Genomic DNA, 20,293 nt, shown 5'->3' with positions numbered 1-20,293 from the left:
AGCAATCAATACCTTTGAGTAAGCATCGGATTTCTAGTATACTTGGTCAGAGAAATTGTACTAGGAAAGGGAATAAACATACGATGACTACACAATTAGAAGCTTTAAACCTCCCGAATCATATACTGTCAGACATAAAAAAAAGATCGGAAACATTTAAAAACAGCGAAGATGCGATGCTGATCGGCAAAGGCGGGTACATGCCTTCAGAAGATGCGATTTTATTTGATGCCATGATCGCTTTATCATTAGGCAAAAATGTTTTATTAAAAGGACCTACAGGATCTGGTAAAACAAAGCTTGCCGAGACACTTTCAAATCTTTTCGGCCAGCCGATGCACAGCATAAATTGCAGCGTGGATCTTGATGCGGAGGCCCTGCTTGGCTACAAAACCATCTCGCAGGAAGGTTCGAAAACGAGCATTGAATTTATTGAAGGTCCTGTCATTCATGCGATGAAAAAAGGCCATATCTTATATATAGATGAAATTAATATGGCGAAGCCCGAAACATTGCCGATTTTAAATGGAGTGCTGGACTACCGTAAAATGATTACGAATCCATTTACAGGAGAGGTAATCAAAGCAAGCAGCGGCTTTGGCGTGATTGCAGCTATTAATGAAGGATACGTAGGCACTGTTCCTTTAAATGAAGCCCTCAAAAATCGTTTCGTTGTAATTGAAGTACCATATATTCAAGGTGAACAGCTAAAGGCCGTACTGCGCTCACAATCTATGCTTACAAATGAAAAGCTGATCAGTCAGTTTGTTACTCTTTCTTCTGATCTGATTACCCAGGTGCAGAATGGACAAATTTCGGAAGAAGCTGCGTCTGTAAGAGCGCTTATCGACACATGTGACTTAGCTGTCTATATGCCGCCGCTTCGGGCTATCTCACGCGGCATCACTGAAAAACTTGAAGACGACAGGGAAAAGGCAGCGATTCAAAATATTGCAGAAACTCTTTTTGTGTAAAGGGGCCCCGTCATGAAATATATAAAATTTAATGACAAGCGTGTGGATTCCTTTTTATTTATGGAGCTCTCAGACTTGGCAAAGACTCTTACAAAAAAAGATGAGACTGAGGTTGAATTTGCCGTGCAGTCTTACTATGATCCGTTCATTCAGAAAGTGTACATCAGCCACTTCTGGGATAACCGGCCGCGCCGGGATATGGTGAATGGCTTGAAAAGCGATGTGTTTTTAAGAAGCATCGGCAGCTATAAATACACGGATTTCCTTGCTGTTGATGCCTTTTTATCACATGTGCAGAAACTAGCCGTTTCAAGCTTTGCGAAGCAGCTGTTTGTAATGCTTGAGGATTTGCGGCTTGAGGAGCACTGTAAGCATGAACGTCCCGGCACAACAAAGGTGTTTGCTGCCAGACGCTCGATGTACAGACGCTTTTTCAAAAGCCAACTAACAATAAATCTGGAAAGAAGTATTTATACGGATGCGCTCTTTAATGCTTTCTATTTAAAAGCAACATCGGAATCACCGCTTGAGGAGTTTCCGGCGCTGACAAATTCAATCGATCTCGCGGTGCCATTTATGCAGGGAGAACTGCTGAAGCTCTATGAAGCCCGCAATACGGATGACATCGGCAAGATTGTTTTGAACATATCAGAAGTCCTTGAAGACATTCTTCCGAATGACATGCTGAATATGTATTTTCATCTGCCATTATTAAACTACTCAAAAGCAGAATCAGGTTTAACCTTTGATGATCTGAAACGAAAATCAAAGCTGAAAAACGATGATATTCTTGAGCAGAAAAAAGAAGAAGATGAAGACATTCACGAGGATAAACTCCCGACCTGGCACAGGGAAACAAGTGAAGCGACAAAGAGTTTTCTTCAATTTGACCTTGAGCAGGGAAGCAAAACAGACCTTCTCGGAGAAGGTGTCAGAGAAGGCGATGACGGTGATCAGGCACTAGGAATGGTACAGGGATCTTCCAAGAAAACAGCCAGAAATGATTATTCTAAGCTTGAAGCGATGGAAAACGCTGAAAACAAACAAGTGCGCGGGGACAGTGAGGCATTCGGAAAAGAAAACAAATTTGCCTATCCTGTCTTTGTATCACCCGAAAAGCCGAATGCATCGGATCAAGCCGCTTACATGGAAAAAAAAGAAACCATCGTTCCATATCAAAAAAAGCTAAAGCAGATGATCGAAAAAACGCTTGAGCATAAAAAGATTTCACCTCGAAGCGATCTGCATACCGGACGCTTAAGCAAAAAACTGCTGAAGCTCCTTACAGACGATAATCCGCGTTTATTTTATAAAAAAAATCAGCCGTCTGCGCAAATTGATGCTGCGTTTTGCCTGCTTGTCGATTGCTCAGCATCGATGTTTGATAAAATGGAGCAGACGAAGCTCGGAATCACCTTGTTTCATGAGGCGCTGAAATCTGTTTCCGTCGTTCACCAGGTCGTCGGTTTTTGGGAAGACACGAATGAAGCAACCGAAACAAAGCAGCCAAACCATTTTAAAACGGTCATCGATTTTGGGAGCTCTCTGCAGAAGAAAAGAGGACCTGAGATTCTGCAGCTCGAACCTGAAGAAGATAATCGCGACGGCTATGCTATTCGCCATATGACAAAGCAGCTTATGAACCGCAGTGAAAATCAAAAATTTATGCTTGTCTTCTCAGACGGGGAGCCTGCGGCAACAGGCTACGAGCAAAACGGCATTATCGATACACACGAGGCCGTGCTAGAAGCAAGAAAACGCGGAATTGAAGTCATTAATATCTTCCTCGCAAATGGAGAAATTGACGAGGGGCAGCAAAAAACGATTCAAAACATTTACGGTAAATTCAGCATAGTGGTTCCCGACATTGAGAAGCTTCCAGAAGTGCTGTTTCCAATTCTGAAAAAACTGCTGCAAAAAAGCATCCATGCGTAAGAGTGTCTTTTTAAGGCACTCTTTTTGTATCGCTTTCATTCTTTTGCTACTATATAAATGCCGGTGCAGTTCATTTTATACCATGTCATTCAGGTTCTGAGTATGTTTGATGAACGGACAACACGAAAGTCTTGCGGTGACTGCTTAGGAAGTCTACAATGAATCCGCTGAGAAGGTCTAATAAATTATCATAATATACTCAAATCTAAAGAATATTCTTTCGCAAACCCGTGAATGAAGATACGCCATGGAAATCAGGTGAATTAACCTCGCACGATCCCTTTTCTAATCAGATTATTTTTTATCAAAATACATCGAATGTACAAGAAAAAGAAGAAAATTTGTCAGCTGCAAGATGAAAAGAGGCTGATTTTCGTCTTGAAAAAGAATAAATTTGGATCTTTTGATCATTGTATTCACTTTTAATTTTTGTTTTTCAGTATTATTTTAAATTTTCTTATGATACTCCTTTGATAAAACAGGCAAGGAGTGTTAAAATGGAAATGGAAGCGTTTTAATCCAAGCCTATCATTCTAAGAAAGATAGGATAGTATATTACAATAATATCCATTTGAATCTGTTTTTTAAAAAATTTAATCAGATTCACTACCATTGCTGGGGGTTATGTAAGATGTCAGGAACTACAACAAAGCGCAAGATTCGACTTGAGGATTTTCATGGACCGAACCTTGGCTATGTACTGGAACTGTTTGATCAATATCAGCAGAATCCAGAATCGGTTGATGAAGAATTAAGAGAAATGTTTGAAGGATGGGACACAGTGCCGCAGGCCCAAGTTAGCAATGAAACATCAGCGGGCACAGCAACGTCTGTTCAAAACGCAACAAGCGCGGATAAAATGAAGAAGATTGCTTATGCAGTCAAGCTTGCAGATGATATCCGCACTTATGGACATTTAAACGCTTCAATTTATCCATTTGAAAGTGTCAAACAAAAAGAGTTTCTTCAGCTGAAGGATTACGGGCTGACAGAATCTGACCTAGAAGAAATCCCTGCATCCATATTATGTGCGGATGCACCTGATGAAGTAACGAATGGTTTACAGGCCATTCAATATTTAAAAGAAGCTTATACGAAAACGATTGCTTTTGAATTCTCTCACGTACACCGTTTTGAAGAAAAATACTGGCTTAAGAAAATGGTTGAATCCGGAGAAATTTTTAAAAGTCATTCAAATGAAAAACGAGCGTCTCTTCTGCGCCGCCTCTCTGAGGTTGAAGGCTTTGAGAAATTTTTGCACCGTACGTTTGTAGGGCAAAAACGCTTTTCAATTGAAGGGTTGGACATGCTTGTTCCAATGCTGGATGAACTGATTTCAAACGCGGTTCACGCAGGAACAAACAATGTTAACATTGGTATGGCTCACAGAGGACGCTTAAATGTGCTGGCACATGTTCTTGGCAAGCCTTATGAAATTATTTTCTCTGAATTTCAGCATTCTCCAAATAAGGAGCTCGTTCCTTCTGAAGGATCTGTAGGCATTAACTACGGCTGGAGCGGAGATGTAAAATATCATCTTGGAGCTGACCGTCAAATTACAGACGAAAGCACAAAGCGTGCAAGGCTGACTCTTGCAAACAACCCAAGTCACCTTGAGTATGTGGACCCGATTGTCATGGGCTACACACGTGCTGCACAGGATGACCGCAAAACAACAGGCTATCCTAAACAGGATGAAAAAGAATCAATGGCGATCATCATTCATGGGGATGCTGCATTCCCGGGTGAGGGCATCGTAGCTGAAACATTAAACTTAAATTCATTGACAGGCTATCAGACTGGCGGTTCCATTCATATTATCGCCAACAACATGATAGGATTTACAACTGAAAGCAGAGACTCGCGCTCTACAAAATATGCAAGTGACCTTGCAAAAGGATACGAAATCCCGATCGTGCACGTAAATGCAGATGATCCAGAGGCGTGTCTTGCTGCAGTTATGATTGCCATCGAGTACCGCAAGCTCTTTAACCGCGACTTCCTGATTGATTTAATCGGCTACCGTCGCTTTGGCCACAATGAAATGGATGAGCCATCGACGACACAGCCGCAGCTCTATGAAAAAGTCCGCAAGCATCCGACAGTCCGTGCACTCTATGCTGCACAGCTTGAAGAAGCAGGATATTTAAGCAAGGATAAGATTGCTGAAATTGATCAGCAGACATTAGACAAATTTGATGCAGCTTATCAAAAAGTTCCATCGAAAAAAGTAACTCAGGTACATGATATAGAGCTTCCTGAAATCGTTATCAATGGACTGCCGAAAATCAAAACATCCGTTGAAAAAGAATCTCTCTTAAGAATTAATGATGAGCTTGTGAAATGGCCTGAAGGCTTCAATGTCTTTGATAAATTGAAGAGAATTCTTGAAAGACGCGCCAATATCTTTGTCGGTGAAGAAAAAGCGGACTGGGCATTAGCAGAAACACTGGCATTCGCGACGATCCTTGAAGACGGCACGCCAATTCGCCTGTCCGGCCAGGATTCTGAACGCGGCACATTTTCTCAAAGACACTTAATGCTTCACGATAGTGTAACAGGCAATGTTTATTCGCCGCTGCATACACTATCTAAATCAAATGTTTCGTTTGCTGTTTATAACAGTCCTTTATCTGAAGGATCTGTTCTTGGCTTTGAATATGGCTACAACGTATTTGCTCCTGAAACCCTTGTGCTTTGGGAAGCTCAATACGGTGACTTTGCAAACGCTGCACAAGTTTTCTTTGATCAGTTCATCTCCGCAGGACGAGCGAAATGGGGCCAAAAATCAGGCCTTGTGATGCTTCTGCCTCACGGTTATGAAGGACAAGGACCTGAACATTCAAGTGCAAGACTTGAGAGATACCTTCAGCTTGGAGCTGAAAACAACTGGACAGTCGCAAACTTAACTAGCGCTGCACAGTATTTCCATATCTTAAGAAGACAGGCAGCTCTGCTTAAACGTGAAGAAGTGCGTCCGCTTGTCATTATGACACCTAAGAGTCTGCTTCGAAACGCGCAAACTATTTCTTCTATTGAAGAACTGAGCGAAGGGGAATTCCGCCCGGTTGTGGAACAGCCTGGACTTGGCCTGAACTATGCGGATGTGAAGCGCATCGTTTTATGCAGCGGAAAAATCGCAACGGATTTAACAGATAAATTAAAATCTCTTGAAGAAGATGTAAAAGAAATCCACGTAGTACGAGTAGAAGAATTATACCCATTCCCTAAAAAGGAAATTACAGCGATTCTTGGCCGCTATGAGTCACTTGAAGAAATCGTCTGGGTACAAGAAGAACCTATGAACATGGGTGCATGGACATACATGGATCCAGAACTCCGTGAAGTGGCACCTGCTCAAGTAAAAGTGAACTATATTGGAAGAAAAAGAAGATCTTCGACAGCAGAGGGAGATCCAAACGTTCATAAAAAAGATCAAGAGCGTATCGTAACAGAAGCATTGACGTGGAAAAACGAAGGGAGAATTTGATCATGGCACAAGTAATCGTACCAGAATTAGCTGAATCCATCTCAGAAGGAACTATCGCACAATGGCTGAAACAACCAGGGGACTACGTTGAAAAAGGGGAATATCTGGTTGAGCTTGAAACAGATAAAGTAAACGTTGAACTGACAGCTGATTATTCTGGTGTGCTGAAGGATGTTGTCAAAGATTCAGGAGACACGGTTCAAGTCGGCGAAGTGATTGCAGTGATTGATGAAAACGGAGAGACTGCAGCTACGCAAGTTGAAGAAGTAAAAGAAGAACCGGTTAAAGAAGAGCAGCCTAAAGCTTCTGCATCAAAAGAGGAAAAGCAGGAAAAAACGGAAAGTAAATCACAGCGTCCAATTGCTTCTCCGGCAGCACGCAAGCTTGCTAGAGAAAAAGGAATTGATCTGACACAAGTTCCTTCAGGAGACCCGCTTGGAAGATTGCGCAAGCATGACGTTGAAGCTTATTCTCCAAACGAGGCACCTGCAAAGGCTGCTGCGCCTCAAAAAGCGCCTGAAGCTAAGCCTGCAAAGCAAGCTTCTGATTCTTTTGACAAACCAGTTGAGCGCGAGCGCATGTCACGACGCAGACAAACGATTGCTAAACGCCTGGTCGAGGTACAGCAAACAGCTGCAATGCTGACGACATTTAACGAAGTTGATATGACAGCGGTAATGGACGTCCGCAAACGCAGAAAAGACAAATTCTTTGAACAGCATGAAGTGCGTCTTGGCTTTATGTCATTCTTCACAAAAGCGGTTATTGCTGCACTTAAGAAATACCCATTATTAAATGCTGAAATTCAGGGTGATGAGCTGGTTATTAAGAAGTTCTATGATATCGGCATTGCCGTTTCAGCTCCAGAAGGACTGGTCGTACCAGTTGTCCGCGACGCAGACCGTAAATCATTTGCCCAAATCGAAGGCGCTATCGGTGAGCTTGCAGGAAAAGCGAAAAACAACAAATTAACAATTGGCGATCTTTCTGGCGGTACATTCACGATCACAAATGGCGGTGTGTTCGGTTCTCTTATGTCAACACCAATCTTAAACGGACCACAAGTCGGAATTTTGGGCATGCACAAAATTCAGCTTCGTCCGGTTGCCATTGACAAAGACACAATGGAAAACCGTCCAATGATGTACATCGCTCTTTCTTACGATCATCGCATCGTAGACGGCAAAGAAGCAGTAAGCTTCCTTGCAACAGTCAAAGACTTGCTTGAAGATCCAGAATCATTATTGATTGAAGGATAATTGAACTTAAAAACCTCATGTCGTTAATTATTTGAGGGAGAAAAAATACAAAAAGACGGGTACTAAATTGCACAGCAATTTGTATCCGTTTTTTGTTGTGTTAAGGTTCTTTTGGGTGTTAAAGGCTGTAGATTAACTGTACTAGATAGCTGATGTATGAGTCTCATGAATCCAGAATGGCAGCTGCAAAAAGGAACCAAATACGCTGTATGAGGACAAAAATCTAGGATGGTGGCTGCAAAATGGAATCAACCTTGCTGTATGAGGACTAAAATCCAGAAGGGTGCCTGCAAAAAGGAACCAACCACGCTGTATGAGGACAAAAATCCAGAAAGGCGGCTGCAAAAAGGAACCAACCACGCTGTACGAGGACAAATGTTCAGAGTGGCGGCTACAAAAAGGAATCAAAGCCCCTGAATGAGAATTCCATTCTGTATGAAATGAGTTCCCATAAATGTTCTTGTTCAAGGTGGAGTCAATCGATCACTGGAAATACTAAATTACTCAAAGTTTTGTTCTTTTTAGGCGTTTTGTCTTATATAAAGGCTCTTTTAGTAAATATTGTTGTTATTAGACTAAACTAAAGGTTGAAAACCGTAAGTGGATTGCAGCGGAAGGAACTTGACTCCTGCGGGAAATAGAGCAAAATGGGAGACCCCACAGGCAACGCCGAGGAGGCTTCCATGCTCCCCGCGGAAAGCAAGTTCCTGGAGCGGAAAGGAACGGACAACATTTATAATCGAAAACAACAATCTATGCGAAAACAGACTATATAAATTAAGCGAAAAACGAGCATCTGCAGCGATGCTCGTTTTCATTTTATCTTCAGTCTCTAACTGGGAACCAGCCAGGTGTGTGAATGATTGCCTGCCATAATGGATCAGGCACGACAAGACGGGACTGGGCATTTTTATCGAGTTTCGTTTCAATCTCATTTTCCCGGCCTTCGGCAATTTTCTGCGCCCAATCAGGATCGATAATCAATTCACGGCCAAGGGCAATAAGGGGAACTCCGGTACTCATTGCTTTCATAGCATCTTCTGGTGTGTAAATCGATCCAACGCCAATCAGCGGTACCTTGCCGTCAACACGTTCTTGAATAATTTCAAGGCGTGAGCGCGTATCATCAATACCCCGTCTTGGAGTTGACCAATATTGCATCAGGGAGATATGAAGATAATCCAAGTCTTTTTCAGTAAGTGCATCAACGAGCGCTAACGTATCTTCCATCGTAATTCCCGGTGTTTCCGGCTCCTCTGGAGAAAAACGGTAACCTACAAGAAATTCATTTGTGCCATATTGATCAACCGTCTTTTTCACCTCATCAACAATGGCAAGAGGGAAAGCGAGTCTTTTTTCAAGGCTTCCTCCAAACTCATCTTCGCGGCGGTTTGAATGAGGCGAGACGAATTGCTGTATTAAATAGGTATTCGCACCATGAATTTCAACACCGTCAAATCCAGCTTCAATGGCACGGCGGGCTGATTCACCGAAATCTTTGATAATACTGTTTATTTCTTCAATTGTCAGCGCGCGCGGCACCGGTGCTTCCCCAGATGGATGTCCCTGTTCAGCAGCCACTGCACTGGCACTTACAACATCACCATTTGGAACTAGTTCTGCAGGAACCATGCGTCCGCCATGGAAAATTTGGAGAATTGCTTTTGCACCTTGATCCTTTATTGCTGATGCAAGCTTTCGCAGAGAAGGAATCATCTCATCGGAATCACTTCCAAATTCGCCGGGGAATCCTTTGCCGCTCGGCGTCACATAGGCACATGCGGTAATAACCATGCCAACTCCGCTTGAACGGCGGCTATAATAAGCAGTTTCTGTTTCTGTTACGGTTCCATCATCATTTGATGAAAAATTTGTCATCGGCGCCATAACGACACGGTTCTTTAATTGAATACCGTTTTTAAATTCAAATGGCTGAAATAACGGTTGATAGTTTGAATTCATAATTCTCGACCTCCGTATTCATAAGTTCTTTTACATGATACTGTCTTGTTTTAAAAGTTGCATTAAATATGCTCATTAGAATTTGTTTAATCTTTTCAAATCATTCATTATAGAAGATATGGAGCGTGAAAACGATGGTGAAAATTGAAGCAGATGTGATACAGGGGCGCGGAAGTTATTATGACCTTGGTATCAAACAGGGAAAATACCATAAAGATTCTAAACTCTTTCAAAATCATCGGAAAAGAAGAATAAAATCAATCAAATCTTATCAATCGGAATTGAAAGCGGCTCAGAGCCTGTATGAACAGTTCGCACCAGGATTATGGAAGGAACTGGAGGGCTTGTCTGAAGGATTGGACTGGCCGCTTGAAGATGTTATCCATGAGTACAGCGGGTATCAGGCAGACTGGAAGAAGTCAGGCTGCAGTGCTCTCATGCAAAACGGCTACTATGCCAGAAACTACGACTATCATCCAAAAACATACGAAGGCCGTTTCTTGATATGGCAGCCTCAAAACGCCTACGCGAGCATCGGGTTTGCCACAAGAATGATCGGACGAATTGACGGCATGAATGAAAAAGGGCTTGTCATTGGCTACCATTTTGTGAATCGGCTAAAACCTGGAGACGGGTTTATTTGCTGCAGCATTGCAAGATTTATCCTGGATACATGCAAAACGACTGCAGAAGCCATTCTGAAGCTTAAAGAAATTCCTCATCGGCATGCGTTTAATTATTCAATTTACGATGCTGCTGGCCATGCAGCCATAGCAGAAGCATCCAGCAAGGGAGTTTCTATCACTTCAAATTCTCATATGGCGTGCACTAATCATTTTGAAACTCCTCCTAAATTGACAGAAAACCGACACCATTTAGTGGAATCTCATTCCAGAAAGACGCAGCTTTCAGAAGTCTTCCGTCCTGATTTTTCAGCATTAGATGCTTTTACTTTCTTTAACAGCACAAGCAGTGCGATTTTCAAAAAAGAATATCATAATTGGGCAGGAACCCTTCATACTGCGGTTTATATGCCAAAAACACTTCAGGTGTTGATCGGAGTTGGAGGAGACAGTCAGCCGCTAGTCTTTTCATTTAAGGAGTGGCTGAAAGGAAAAGACAGCTACGTGAAAAAAATAAGAGGAACGCTTGAAACAAATATTGAACTTCCTTTTTAAAGAAAACGTTTGATTACAGGTTCTCTTAGGGTACAGGATTAGAGAGCTAAGAAAGTTGGGGGAGTGTATATGCAGCAAGTTATAGACATGATGAACCAGAATGAACGCCTGCTATATGAAAAATGGGAGAGCGGCATCGCAAGTCCGAAATTTGTAGATTTGGAAGAAAAGCAAAAACTATTTGATATGATTTTCAGCATCATCAGCAGATCAGATGAAAAATCCGCTGATTATTTGAGAGAATGGTATGAGAGATATTTTAAGCAGGATGATTCATTAACGTATCTTGTAAAATCGGTACAGCAGTTCAGAAGATCTCTCATTGAACTTGCCCTCTCACATGAGAATTCCGCTATCGTTGTAAATGACTTATATAAGAGCGTGGACAAATGGTTTGATCCCATCATTGCAGATTTAGTGAGTGACTGTTCAAATTCATGGAACGCAGAATACCGGAAGCAGCAGCATATTGTAAAAGAACTGACAGCTCCAATGATCCCAATCTCAACAGACATATGCATCTTGCCCCTGATCGGCAACATTAATGATGAAAGGGCCCAGGTTATTAAAGAAAATCTCCTGATCGGTGTTGAACATTATAAATGCAATTATATTTTTATTGATATTACCGGCGTCCCGGTTGTGGATACATTTGTCGCAAATCATTTAATGCAGGCAGCAGAAGCCGTGCAATTGCTTGGTACAAACTGCATCATTGTAGGCATTCGGCCTGAAATCGCCCAAACCCTGATCAACCTTGGGATATCGATGGATAATATCCAAACTTTCTCTAATCTTCATACAGGGATTCAATATGTTACGATGAAGGGAAAGAAAGAACAGCGATGATGACCGCTGTTCTTTTTTCTTTTGCAGAAATAAGTTTACATAATATTATTATGATTTCATACTAGTGAAATCCTTTCTAAGCATCTGTATTCCGGCCGTCATACCTATCTTTTTTACCTATGGGAACAGGGAATTTCCTATTTCTGTAGAATAGGGTAAGAGAATCTTTTAAAAAGGGGTGGCGTTTATGATTACTTTTCAAAAGCCGGATGTCGAGCAGTTTTTAAAGGTACTGACGATCCAGGATTTTACGGTTTCTCCAGATAAAAAACAGCTGGTGTTCAGTACAAATATCGGCGGACATTTTAATTTATGGGCAATGGATTTGCCGAATCAGTATCCTTACCCGTTAACATCCATTAATCAAGCATGCGACAGTCTTTTATATAATAAACATTCAAATTTTATTCTGGCAGGCTTTGATCAGGACGGAGATGAAAATTCTCAGCTATATGCGCTTTCACCAAAAGGCGGCTCCCAGGTAGCGGTGCGGTATGAAAAAGGGGAGCGTCACATGTTCCCGTTCTTTTCAAAAAATGGTGAATCGCTTTATTATACATCCACAAAAGATGGCCACGATGCCTATCTTGCAGCCTATCGCTATAATCTTACAGATGAAACAGAAGAAATTCTAATAGAGGGGACGGATACATCAGTCTATCTGATGGCCGTTTCACCTGAAGAGAAAAGCTTTGTTTACTCTAAAAACTACGGCAATACATCTTCGTTACTGTTTGTCAAAATAGACGGGGATGATGTTCTGGCAACACCTGAAAGTGATCAGCAATTTACTCAAAGCGATCCTGTATATACGTCTGAGCATGAAATCTACTTTATTACGAACTATGAATCAGACTTTTCCTATTTGGCAAAATTTGATTTGGCCAAGCGTGAGTTTTCAAAGGTGCTGGAACTGAAAGGGAAAGATGCAAGTGCACTGAAATATGATGATGCTCTGCAAAAGATTTATGTGACAGCGGCTAAAGGGGTTAAAGATGAATTGGTTTCTTATGATTTAGTTGATCAATCTTCTGAATTCATTGAACTTCCGATTGACAGAATAAACAAAATGGAAGTAACAGAAGCTGGTGAGCTGTTCATACTCGGACAATCAGCAACTATCCCTTTAAATATTTTCAGCAGAACCCCTTCACACAGCTGGGAGCAGATCACGAATCATGGAGTTACCGGGATGAGACCGGAAGATTTAGTAGAACCGGAAACCGTTACATATGCGTCTTTTGACGGAATGGAGATTGAAGCTTCTTTGTTTAGAGCTCATGCTGAAACAAGCAACGGGCATATGATTATCTGGCCCCATGGCGGTCCGCAGGCTGCAGAAACAAACTCATTCAGAGCTCTTTTTCAGTTTTTGCTGAATTGCGGCTACAGTATTTTTACACCTAACTTCAGAGGATCTACCCGTTACGGGCTTTCATTCATGAAAATGGTTGAGGGAGAATGGGGGAATGGTCCGCGCCATGACATGACAGCGGGAATTGACTGGCTGATTGAACAAGGAATGGCGGATAAAGAGAAGATTTTCTTAATGGGCGGAAGCTTTGGAGGGTATATGGCCCTTTTACTTCACGGGCGCCATCCTGAATACTTCAAAGCGGTTGTTGATATTTTTGGACCGAGCGATCTTTTCTCGTTTATTAACAGTGTACCGGAATTTTGGAAGTCTGCTATGGATCAGTGGGTCGGAAATCCTGAACGTGACCGCGAAAAACTAATTGATTTTTCTCCGATCACGCATATAGAGGGGATGACAAAACCGATGCTTGTGATTCAGGGGGCAAACGATCCTCGTGTCGTTAAAGCAGAATCTGATAAAATTGTTGAAGCCCTGAGACAAAAGGGCCGTTCGGTAGACTATATGGTGTTAGAGGACGAGGGACACGGCTTTACAAAAAAAGAGAATGAAATTCTTGTTTATCGTGCAATAGCAGATTTTTTCAATCAGTACTTATAAGAGAAGGTGAATAGATGAACAGCAGGAAAATTGCCATCGTGACGGGAGCAAGCAGACTCAAAGGAATTGGGGCAGCAATCTGTCTTCAACTTGCTGAAGCCGGAACAGATATATTCTTTACTTACTACCGCCCATACGATGCGGAACAGCCTTGGGGATCTAAAAATGAAGAGGCTGAAATGCTTGAGTCTCAAATTGCTGCCTTAGGGGTGCGCACGGCAAGTATGGAGCTTGACTTATCGAATACGGAATCATTCCGACTCTTATTTGAAGAAGTGGAAAAGAGACTCGGAGAACCGTCCATTCTTATCAATAATGCTGCATACTCTACTGAAAACAATTTTGAAACGATCACATCTGAAAACCTTGATCTTCATTATTTTGTAAATGTCCGGGCACCGCTTATGTTAAGTGCCGAATTTGCCAAACGGTTTAAGTATGGCCGAGGAGGAAGAATTGTTCACATGACATCCGGTCAATCACAAGGACCAATGCCCGGCGAGCTTGCATATGCGGCAACAAAAGCATGTATTCCTGATATGACCAAGACGCTTGCAGCAGAAATGGGATGTAAAGGCATCACGGTAAATGCTGTGAATCCCGGTCCAACCGATACAGGGTGGATGACAGATGATTTAAAAACAGTGCTTGTTGAAAAATTCCCAATGAACCGAATCGGGCAGCCTGATGATGCTGCCCGGATTGTTTCTTTCCTTGCAAGTGATGCAGGTGAATGGATTACCGGCCAGACAATCCATTCTGAGGGCGGATTTTTAAGGTCCTGAATGAAATTGGCTTCCGGGCTGATTTATATAAAAATAACACAAAGCTGAATGGTATAAAGGGAAGGGATCTATATGACTGTAATCAGACTGACAAAAGAACGATATCGCGAAGCAATGAAACTATCAGAATATGCGTTTCAATATAAAGTCCCTGAAGAAAAGATTGAAAATAGACTGCAGACGATGGAAAAGCATCATCAGTTATTCGGAATCCTTGAAGGGGAGGAGCTTGCTGCAAAGCTACATTTGCTGCCGCTTGAAGTATACCTTGGTGAAACGAAATGGAAAATGGGCGGCATAGCGGGTGTGGCCACTTATCCTGAGTACCGCCGAAGCGGGTATGTGAAAGAAATGATTACCTTTCTCCTTGAATACATGAGAAAAGAAAGCTTCAGTGTTTCCATGCTTCACCCATTCTCTGTGCCATTTTACCGGAAGTATGGCTGGGAGCTGTTCACCAGCAGTCTGAAAGCTTCTTTAAAGTCAGAGGATCTAGTCATGAAAAAGCAAGTGCCTGGAAAAATTAAACGCTCACAAAAGGAAACACATCCTTCTGAAATCAGAGAAATATATGATGAATTTGCGATCCGATTCTCAGGCATGCTTGCTCGTGAAACATCTTGGTGGAAGGAGTCCATTTTCGATAACCAAACTGCAGCTGTTTATTATAACGAGGCAGGAGAAGCAAAGGGCTATATGCTCTATGAAGTGAAAAATGACAAAATGACAGTTGAAGAGTTTGTTCCTTTAACATCTGAAGCAAGAATCGGCTTGTGGAATTTCATCTGCCAGCATGACTCTATGATTAAAGAACTTGAGATTGCGACATACGAGAGCGACCCATTATTCTTTTCACTGAATGAACCAAGAATTAAAGCGGAAGTGAAACCTTATTTTATGGTGCGAATCGTTGATGCGGAAAGCTTTTTGAAGGATTATGAATTCCGGTGGCCGGAGGATGATTCAGAACTGGTCATTCATTTAAAAGACCAGCATGCTCCTTGGAATAATGGAACATTCAAAATGAAGAACAAAGAAGTCATCAGACTTAGCGAATCAAATTCCGGCGGGCTGTCGCTTGACATTAATACTCTGTCAGCCGCTTTGTTTGGCTATAAACGGCCTGCTGAATTATATGAAATCGGCCATATTGAAGGTGAGGAAGAAGCAGTAAATGTAATGGAAGCATTGATACCGGCAAGAAAAGCATTTTTTTACGACTTCTTTTAATGAAGAAAGAGCTGCGACATGCTAGCTTCTTTCAGAAGTGCAAAAGGTAAGACACATATTATTTTGCACACCATTGTACAGACTAAATGGTGTGCTTTTTTACATGAATAAGTCAATAAGGATTTTGGCTATTTATGTTTATAAGAAAAGAAGAGTTAGTCTGGGGCAGGACCTTGGAGGAATTGATTTTCTTTCTTTCAGTTAAAGAACCAGAACATTTTTAATAAAATTGGATCGTCGTGAAAATTGTGAAGGCTTTCACTTAAATTATGGGGCAAATTAGCATAATCAGAAATATTAAAACAAATAGAGGTTGGCTGCTAGAACCAACCTGATAATATACTAATATAAATTGTACTCTCCACTCTGCTGTTCACTTCCAGCAGGAATCGGAACTCCTATAGTTCCCAAAGATTCTTTTGCTTGATTTAAATAGTATTCTGCTTGTTCTTGCCACTTTATAATAATTTTAATGAATGGTTTAAACTCAGGACTTGAATTTTCTTCCATCGTTCTTAATCCTTCACGTACATATTTATCTTGATTTTCAGCATTTTTTATACAAGCCGCCAGTGTTTCTACAATGGATTGCTGTTGCTCGCCATTTACTAGTCTCTGGGATGAACCAACTGCTGTAACACGGTGATAGGAAGCAGGCACTAGATGATTATGCATCTCGCGATTCCCTTTTAAATCTTTGGTTTTAGGTATATGGAAAAGTTCAGAGCTCATAGCACATACCATTTCTTCAGCATATAAACTTTGGCGTAACAAATTTAATATATGTCCCCAGTTGTTAACTCGGTAAAAATAGTAAGGCTGCATATAAACATCTCCTTTTTAAAGAAAATTGGAACCCCCATCCACATAGTATGATTAAGGTTCGAAATTCATGTAAATGTGTTACCTGGCAGCAGCAAGACCTTCTTAATGTAACCGGAATCCTGAATAAGGAGGTAAGGCTTTTATTTAACGGAAGAGGCAGTTTTGCAGAAGAAAATCCCTTATAGAAAGAGCCTGTTTATTGACCGGATTTGCTTACTCACACATCTAATTAGAATTAGTAAGAATATGGACAACAACACAAATATATATTTAGACAGGAGTGAGTAAATGGGGGGGGATTTTTCTGGTTAGCTCAATCGTTGCAAGGTCGCTGGATGAAATAAAATTTTGGTCAAGAATTATGAAAGAGCACGCCTTATTTTTAAGTTTAGGGTTTACACATGAACAAAAACAATTGATTGCTGAAGCACAGCAATTTATCACTATTTTTGAAAGAATAGAGGAAAAGCTGAGCAGATTCACGGTAAACTCAGATTTACGCCAAATACAGGACTTTAATAGTGAGGTTTATCAAGCAGCTGCTTCTATATGGCAATACAAAAGAAAAGTGTTAGGTTTAACATTACGCTGCGAAATTCGTTCTAATAATTTCCCGTTACTGGTTGATCACATTAGCAGAGAAGCAGCTTACTTTGCTAATCGATTAAAAGAGCTTAATGAAGGTATACTAGCCCCAAAACCTGAAGCTATTATTGAAGAAAATGTATTCTTTCTTAAAATCATGGCTGATCATGCTAAGTTTATCGGACATCTTTTAGATCCTTCGGAACGAAAGTTAGTAGAGCAGGCGAAAGAATTTAGTCATGATTTTGATCAATTGGTTTTTCAGGCTGTTGATTTGGAATCTATGCGGCCACAATCAGAAACTAAGCCATTACTAAGCCAATTCTTAAATCAAAATAGAGTATCGGTAGCCTCGTTAAGAGATTTTAAGAAAACAGCACGGGAGTTAATAGAAGCATGTCGTATTAAGAGCAATATTCATCCCCTTTTAGCAGATCATACTTTTAGAGAAGCTGAGAGGTTTCTTGAAATCATTGATTTATTTGAAGCTAGTCTGGAATAGGCCTTCAGACCGAGAGCAGAATCGATTTATACTTTAAATAACTAAATGGGTGGCTTTATTGAACTTTTTTCAAAAAGGACAGTAATTTGTCCTTTTTTTGTTTTTATAAATTTCCCCCTGTTCTTTTGAGGAAATTCAAGATCAGGGGGCTGATGGCGGAGCTTCGGAGAATTTTACACGTGCCCGCATGGTGAGGGTTAATTTCTGAAATTGGAGGAATTACTTGTATGGATGAAAATGCGAGCTGTAAAGTAGAGAAATGAATGAATTCTCTACTATTTGTTCGATCTTATCGACAAATTGCTTTGATAGAATGAAAAAGGAAAGTAACACTATGCTGCAGGACTTTGTTTTTTAACAAAGTCCTGCTTAATGGAGATTCCTATAGTGACTCAAAGCAAGCAGCGGGAAAATCTTATTGTAGCTGTGATAATGAATATAAAACTGCTTCGGCAGCCCGATGCCGGTAGGATATGCGAAGCTTTTTTCATCGAAAGGCTTCATTAGGCGTTTTACACTTCTTTGTATCACTGCGTCCTTTTTATCCATTACACATAATAGCGCATCAAGCGCCCAGGCGGTTTGTGAGGGAGTACTGAATCTGAGCGGCATGTAGGTTTTCGCTTCTGAGCTTCTGCATGACTCTCCAAATCCGCCATCTTCATTTTGGATGCTCACCAGCCATTTCACTGCTTTTGCAATGGCAGGATGAGAGTTTGATAGACCTGCTGCTTTTAATCCGGTAATCGCAGCCCAAGTTCCATAAATATAACAAACTCCCCATCTGCCATACCATGAACCGTTTTGTTCCTGCTGATGCAGAAGCCAGGATACTGCTGCCTGAATCGAAGGATGATCTTTTGTTAAACCTGCAAAATTTCCGAAGTATTCAAGAACACGGCCAGTTAAATCAGCTGTAGAGGGGTCTACAGCTGCGTCTTTGGCATTTTCAAGCGGGATGGATGCAAAAATAGGATTGTTGACATTTTTCTCAAATGCACCAAAACCCCCGTCTCGATTTTGCATGGATAAAAGCCAGGATGAACCTTTATTCCACGGCTCAAAATAGACGGGATCTAAAGTGGAAAGCTGAGTAAGGGCACGGAGAACTGCGGCTGTGTCATCGTTGTCGGGATGATTAGTATTGATGTTTGAAAACCCCCAGCCGCCGGGAGAGGCAGAAGGGTTATGAATGCGCCAGTCCGCCTTTTTTACGTGCTGGCGTGAAAGCAAATAGGAAGTAGCGTTCATTATCATCGCATCATGATAGGGGATACCCGCTTTTTGCAGACTATAGCTGAGCAGGGCGGTATCCCAAACAGTGGAGGTTGAGTTCTCAACTGTTGTCAAGTTGTCATCTTGATTGATGATCGATTTAAGTCCTGCAACTGCCTGATTAATCTGAGCGGAGTTTTCCTTATATCCGAGAGAGAGCAGGGCATAAATCATAAAGAAAGTAGCACTTGCATAGCTGAAAAGCGTTCCGTCTGCTTCAATCCGCTTAAGCATGTATTTTTCAGCAGCGTTCTCTCCGGCTCTGTGTACATAAGCTGGGAAGCCGGCAAACGACCGAAGTGTTTCAATGAAAAAGCTGTGCTTTGTGCGATGGCTGTCAGAAAACGACAGCCAATCAGCGGACCGCGGTTTTGAAACATGTAAATGCGAAAGATCTATGGAACGATGAGTGCTGTGAATATATCGTTTATTCATCGCCAGAATCATTGGCATAAAATGAATTCTGGCGTAGGAACTCAATTGATACATACTGATCGGGGATTTAGCTGGAAGCAGCAAATAGGCAAGCGGAAAGCGGAAATACTTGGGCCAAGGATAAAGACCGTTTACTGCCAGGAACCACTTTGTCATAAAATGAACATTAGTAAGACCGCCCTGAGAGACAATGAAAGATTCTGCCCGAATCAGCAAGGCGTCTGATTTTTTATATAAACCTGTAGAGAGAAGGGCTGTATAAGCTTGAACAGTTGCAGTTAAATTGCCTTCTTTTTCATCATTGTAAAGCTTCCATGTGCCATTTTCTGTTTGCAGTTTCAGCAGGCGATTTGCAAGTTTTTTAATTAAAACTTCATCATTATCCTGAAGAGAGCGAAGAAGAATGATCATAAAGGCATCCGTCATCGGACCGCCTTCAAAACAAAAGCGCCAAGAACCGTCGTTTTTTTGCAGCTGTCTGAGCTCATCTGTCATCTTTTGGATTTGATCGTTAATAACTTTCATTGAAATCACTGAATTCACCTCATCTTTTTCAATCTATTCAAGAAAAGAGGAGGTTATGAGTTTGCAGCACAAAGTGGAAATGAGGATCTTAAGGAAGTGCGCTAAACCCGATTTTATAGCACAAAGTGCAAGTGGTGATCTTAAGGAAGTGCGCTAAACCCAAGTTTACAGCACAAGGTGCAAGTGGCGATCTTAAGGAAGTGCACTAAACCCGAGTTTACGGCACAAGGTGCAAGTGGCGATCTTAAGGAAGTGCACTAAACCCGAGTTTACGGCACAAGGTGCAAGGGGTGATCTTAAGGAAGTGCACTAAACCCGAATTTACAGCACAAGGTGCAAGTGGCGATCTTAAGGAAGTGCGCTAAACCCGAGTTTACAGCACAAAATGCAAGTGGCGATCTTAAGGAAGTGCCCTAAACCCGAGTTTACAGCACAAAATGCAAGTGTGGCTCTTCAGAAAGTGCGCTAAACCGGCGTTTACAGCACGAACTGAGAATACAGCTCTGCAG

13 protein-coding genes are annotated in these 20,293 nt (G+C 41.6%); 10 read left to right on the top strand and 3 right to left on the bottom strand.

Going from position 1 to position 20,293, the window contains the following annotated elements; all coding sequences use genetic code 11:
- Positions 1 to 83: 83 nt before the first annotated feature.
- From AC3ISE_RS11560 to odhB, 4 genes are all read left to right on the top strand, one after another.
- Positions 84 to 974 carry an ATP-binding protein gene (locus AC3ISE_RS11560; protein ID WP_489221071.1) on the top strand — a complete coding sequence of 297 codons (891 nt, stop codon included), beginning with the start codon at positions 84 to 86 and terminating at the stop codon, positions 972 to 974.
- 12 nt (positions 975 to 986) lie between these two features.
- A complete protein-coding gene (locus AC3ISE_RS11555) occupies positions 987 to 2,909 on the top strand; it encodes a vWA domain-containing protein (RefSeq protein ID WP_489221070.1) in 1,923 nt (640 codons plus the stop codon).
- Positions 2,910 to 3,540: 631 nt separating this feature from the next.
- A complete protein-coding gene (gene sucA, locus AC3ISE_RS11550; RefSeq protein WP_489221069.1) occupies positions 3,541 to 6,399 on the top strand; it encodes a 2-oxoglutarate dehydrogenase E1 component in 2,859 nt (952 codons plus the stop codon).
- Positions 6,400 to 6,401: 2 nt separating this feature from the next.
- Positions 6,402 to 7,658: a 2-oxoglutarate dehydrogenase complex dihydrolipoyllysine-residue succinyltransferase gene (gene odhB, locus AC3ISE_RS11545; RefSeq protein ID WP_489221068.1), complete on the top strand. Its 1,257-nt coding sequence runs from the start codon at positions 6,402 to 6,404 to the stop codon at positions 7,656 to 7,658.
- Positions 7,659 to 8,483: 825 nt separating this feature from the next.
- Here odhB and AC3ISE_RS11540 read toward each other — a convergent pair.
- The gene (locus AC3ISE_RS11540) at positions 8,484 to 9,620 is read right to left on the bottom strand and encodes an NADH-dependent flavin oxidoreductase (RefSeq protein ID WP_489221067.1); all 1,137 of its coding nucleotides are present in this window, start codon (positions 9,618 to 9,620) and stop codon (positions 8,484 to 8,486) included.
- A gap of 134 nt (positions 9,621 to 9,754) precedes the next feature.
- Between AC3ISE_RS11540 and AC3ISE_RS11535 the strand changes: the two genes are divergently transcribed.
- From AC3ISE_RS11535 to AC3ISE_RS11515, 5 genes are all read left to right on the top strand, one after another.
- Entirely contained in the window at positions 9,755 to 10,798 is a 1,044-nt protein-coding gene (locus AC3ISE_RS11535) for a C45 family autoproteolytic acyltransferase/hydrolase (RefSeq protein ID WP_489221066.1), read from the top strand.
- A gap of 69 nt (positions 10,799 to 10,867) precedes the next feature.
- Entirely contained in the window at positions 10,868 to 11,647 is a 780-nt protein-coding gene (locus AC3ISE_RS11530) for an STAS domain-containing protein (RefSeq protein WP_489221065.1), read from the top strand.
- Positions 11,648 to 11,834: 187 nt separating this feature from the next.
- Positions 11,835 to 13,622 (top strand): S9 family peptidase, encoded by a 1,788-nt coding sequence (locus AC3ISE_RS11525; RefSeq protein ID WP_489221064.1) that lies wholly within the window; start codon positions 11,835 to 11,837, stop codon positions 13,620 to 13,622.
- A gap of 14 nt (positions 13,623 to 13,636) precedes the next feature.
- Positions 13,637 to 14,407 carry an SDR family oxidoreductase gene (locus AC3ISE_RS11520; RefSeq protein WP_489221063.1) on the top strand — a complete coding sequence of 257 codons (771 nt, stop codon included), beginning with the start codon at positions 13,637 to 13,639 and terminating at the stop codon, positions 14,405 to 14,407.
- Between the two features lie 72 nt (positions 14,408 to 14,479).
- Positions 14,480 to 15,637 carry a GNAT family N-acetyltransferase gene (locus AC3ISE_RS11515; RefSeq protein ID WP_489221062.1) on the top strand — a complete coding sequence of 386 codons (1,158 nt, stop codon included), beginning with the start codon at positions 14,480 to 14,482 and terminating at the stop codon, positions 15,635 to 15,637.
- A 342-nt stretch (positions 15,638 to 15,979) separates the two neighbouring features.
- Here AC3ISE_RS11515 and AC3ISE_RS11510 read toward each other — a convergent pair whose 3' ends face one another.
- The gene (locus AC3ISE_RS11510; RefSeq protein WP_489221061.1) at positions 15,980 to 16,462 is read right to left on the bottom strand and encodes a hypothetical protein; all 483 of its coding nucleotides are present in this window, start codon (positions 16,460 to 16,462) and stop codon (positions 15,980 to 15,982) included.
- Between the two features lie 304 nt (positions 16,463 to 16,766).
- Here AC3ISE_RS11510 and AC3ISE_RS11505 point away from each other — a divergent pair, with 304 nt between their 5' ends.
- Positions 16,767 to 17,549, top strand: coding sequence for a DUF2935 domain-containing protein (locus tag AC3ISE_RS11505; protein WP_489224322.1), 783 nt, complete (start codon positions 16,767 to 16,769; stop codon positions 17,547 to 17,549).
- A 369-nt stretch (positions 17,550 to 17,918) separates the two neighbouring features.
- Here AC3ISE_RS11505 and shc read toward each other — a convergent pair whose 3' ends face one another.
- On the bottom strand, positions 17,919 to 19,784 hold the full coding sequence (gene shc, locus AC3ISE_RS11500) for a squalene--hopene cyclase (protein WP_489224321.1): 1,866 nt from the start codon (positions 19,782 to 19,784) through the stop codon (positions 17,919 to 17,921).
- Positions 19,785 to 20,293: the final 509 nt, after the last annotated feature.

Source organism: Metabacillus sp. KH_069, assembly GCF_057838075.1.
Note: the sequence above shows the minus strand (reverse complement) of the source record. Positions and strands in the feature narration are given on the sequence as shown.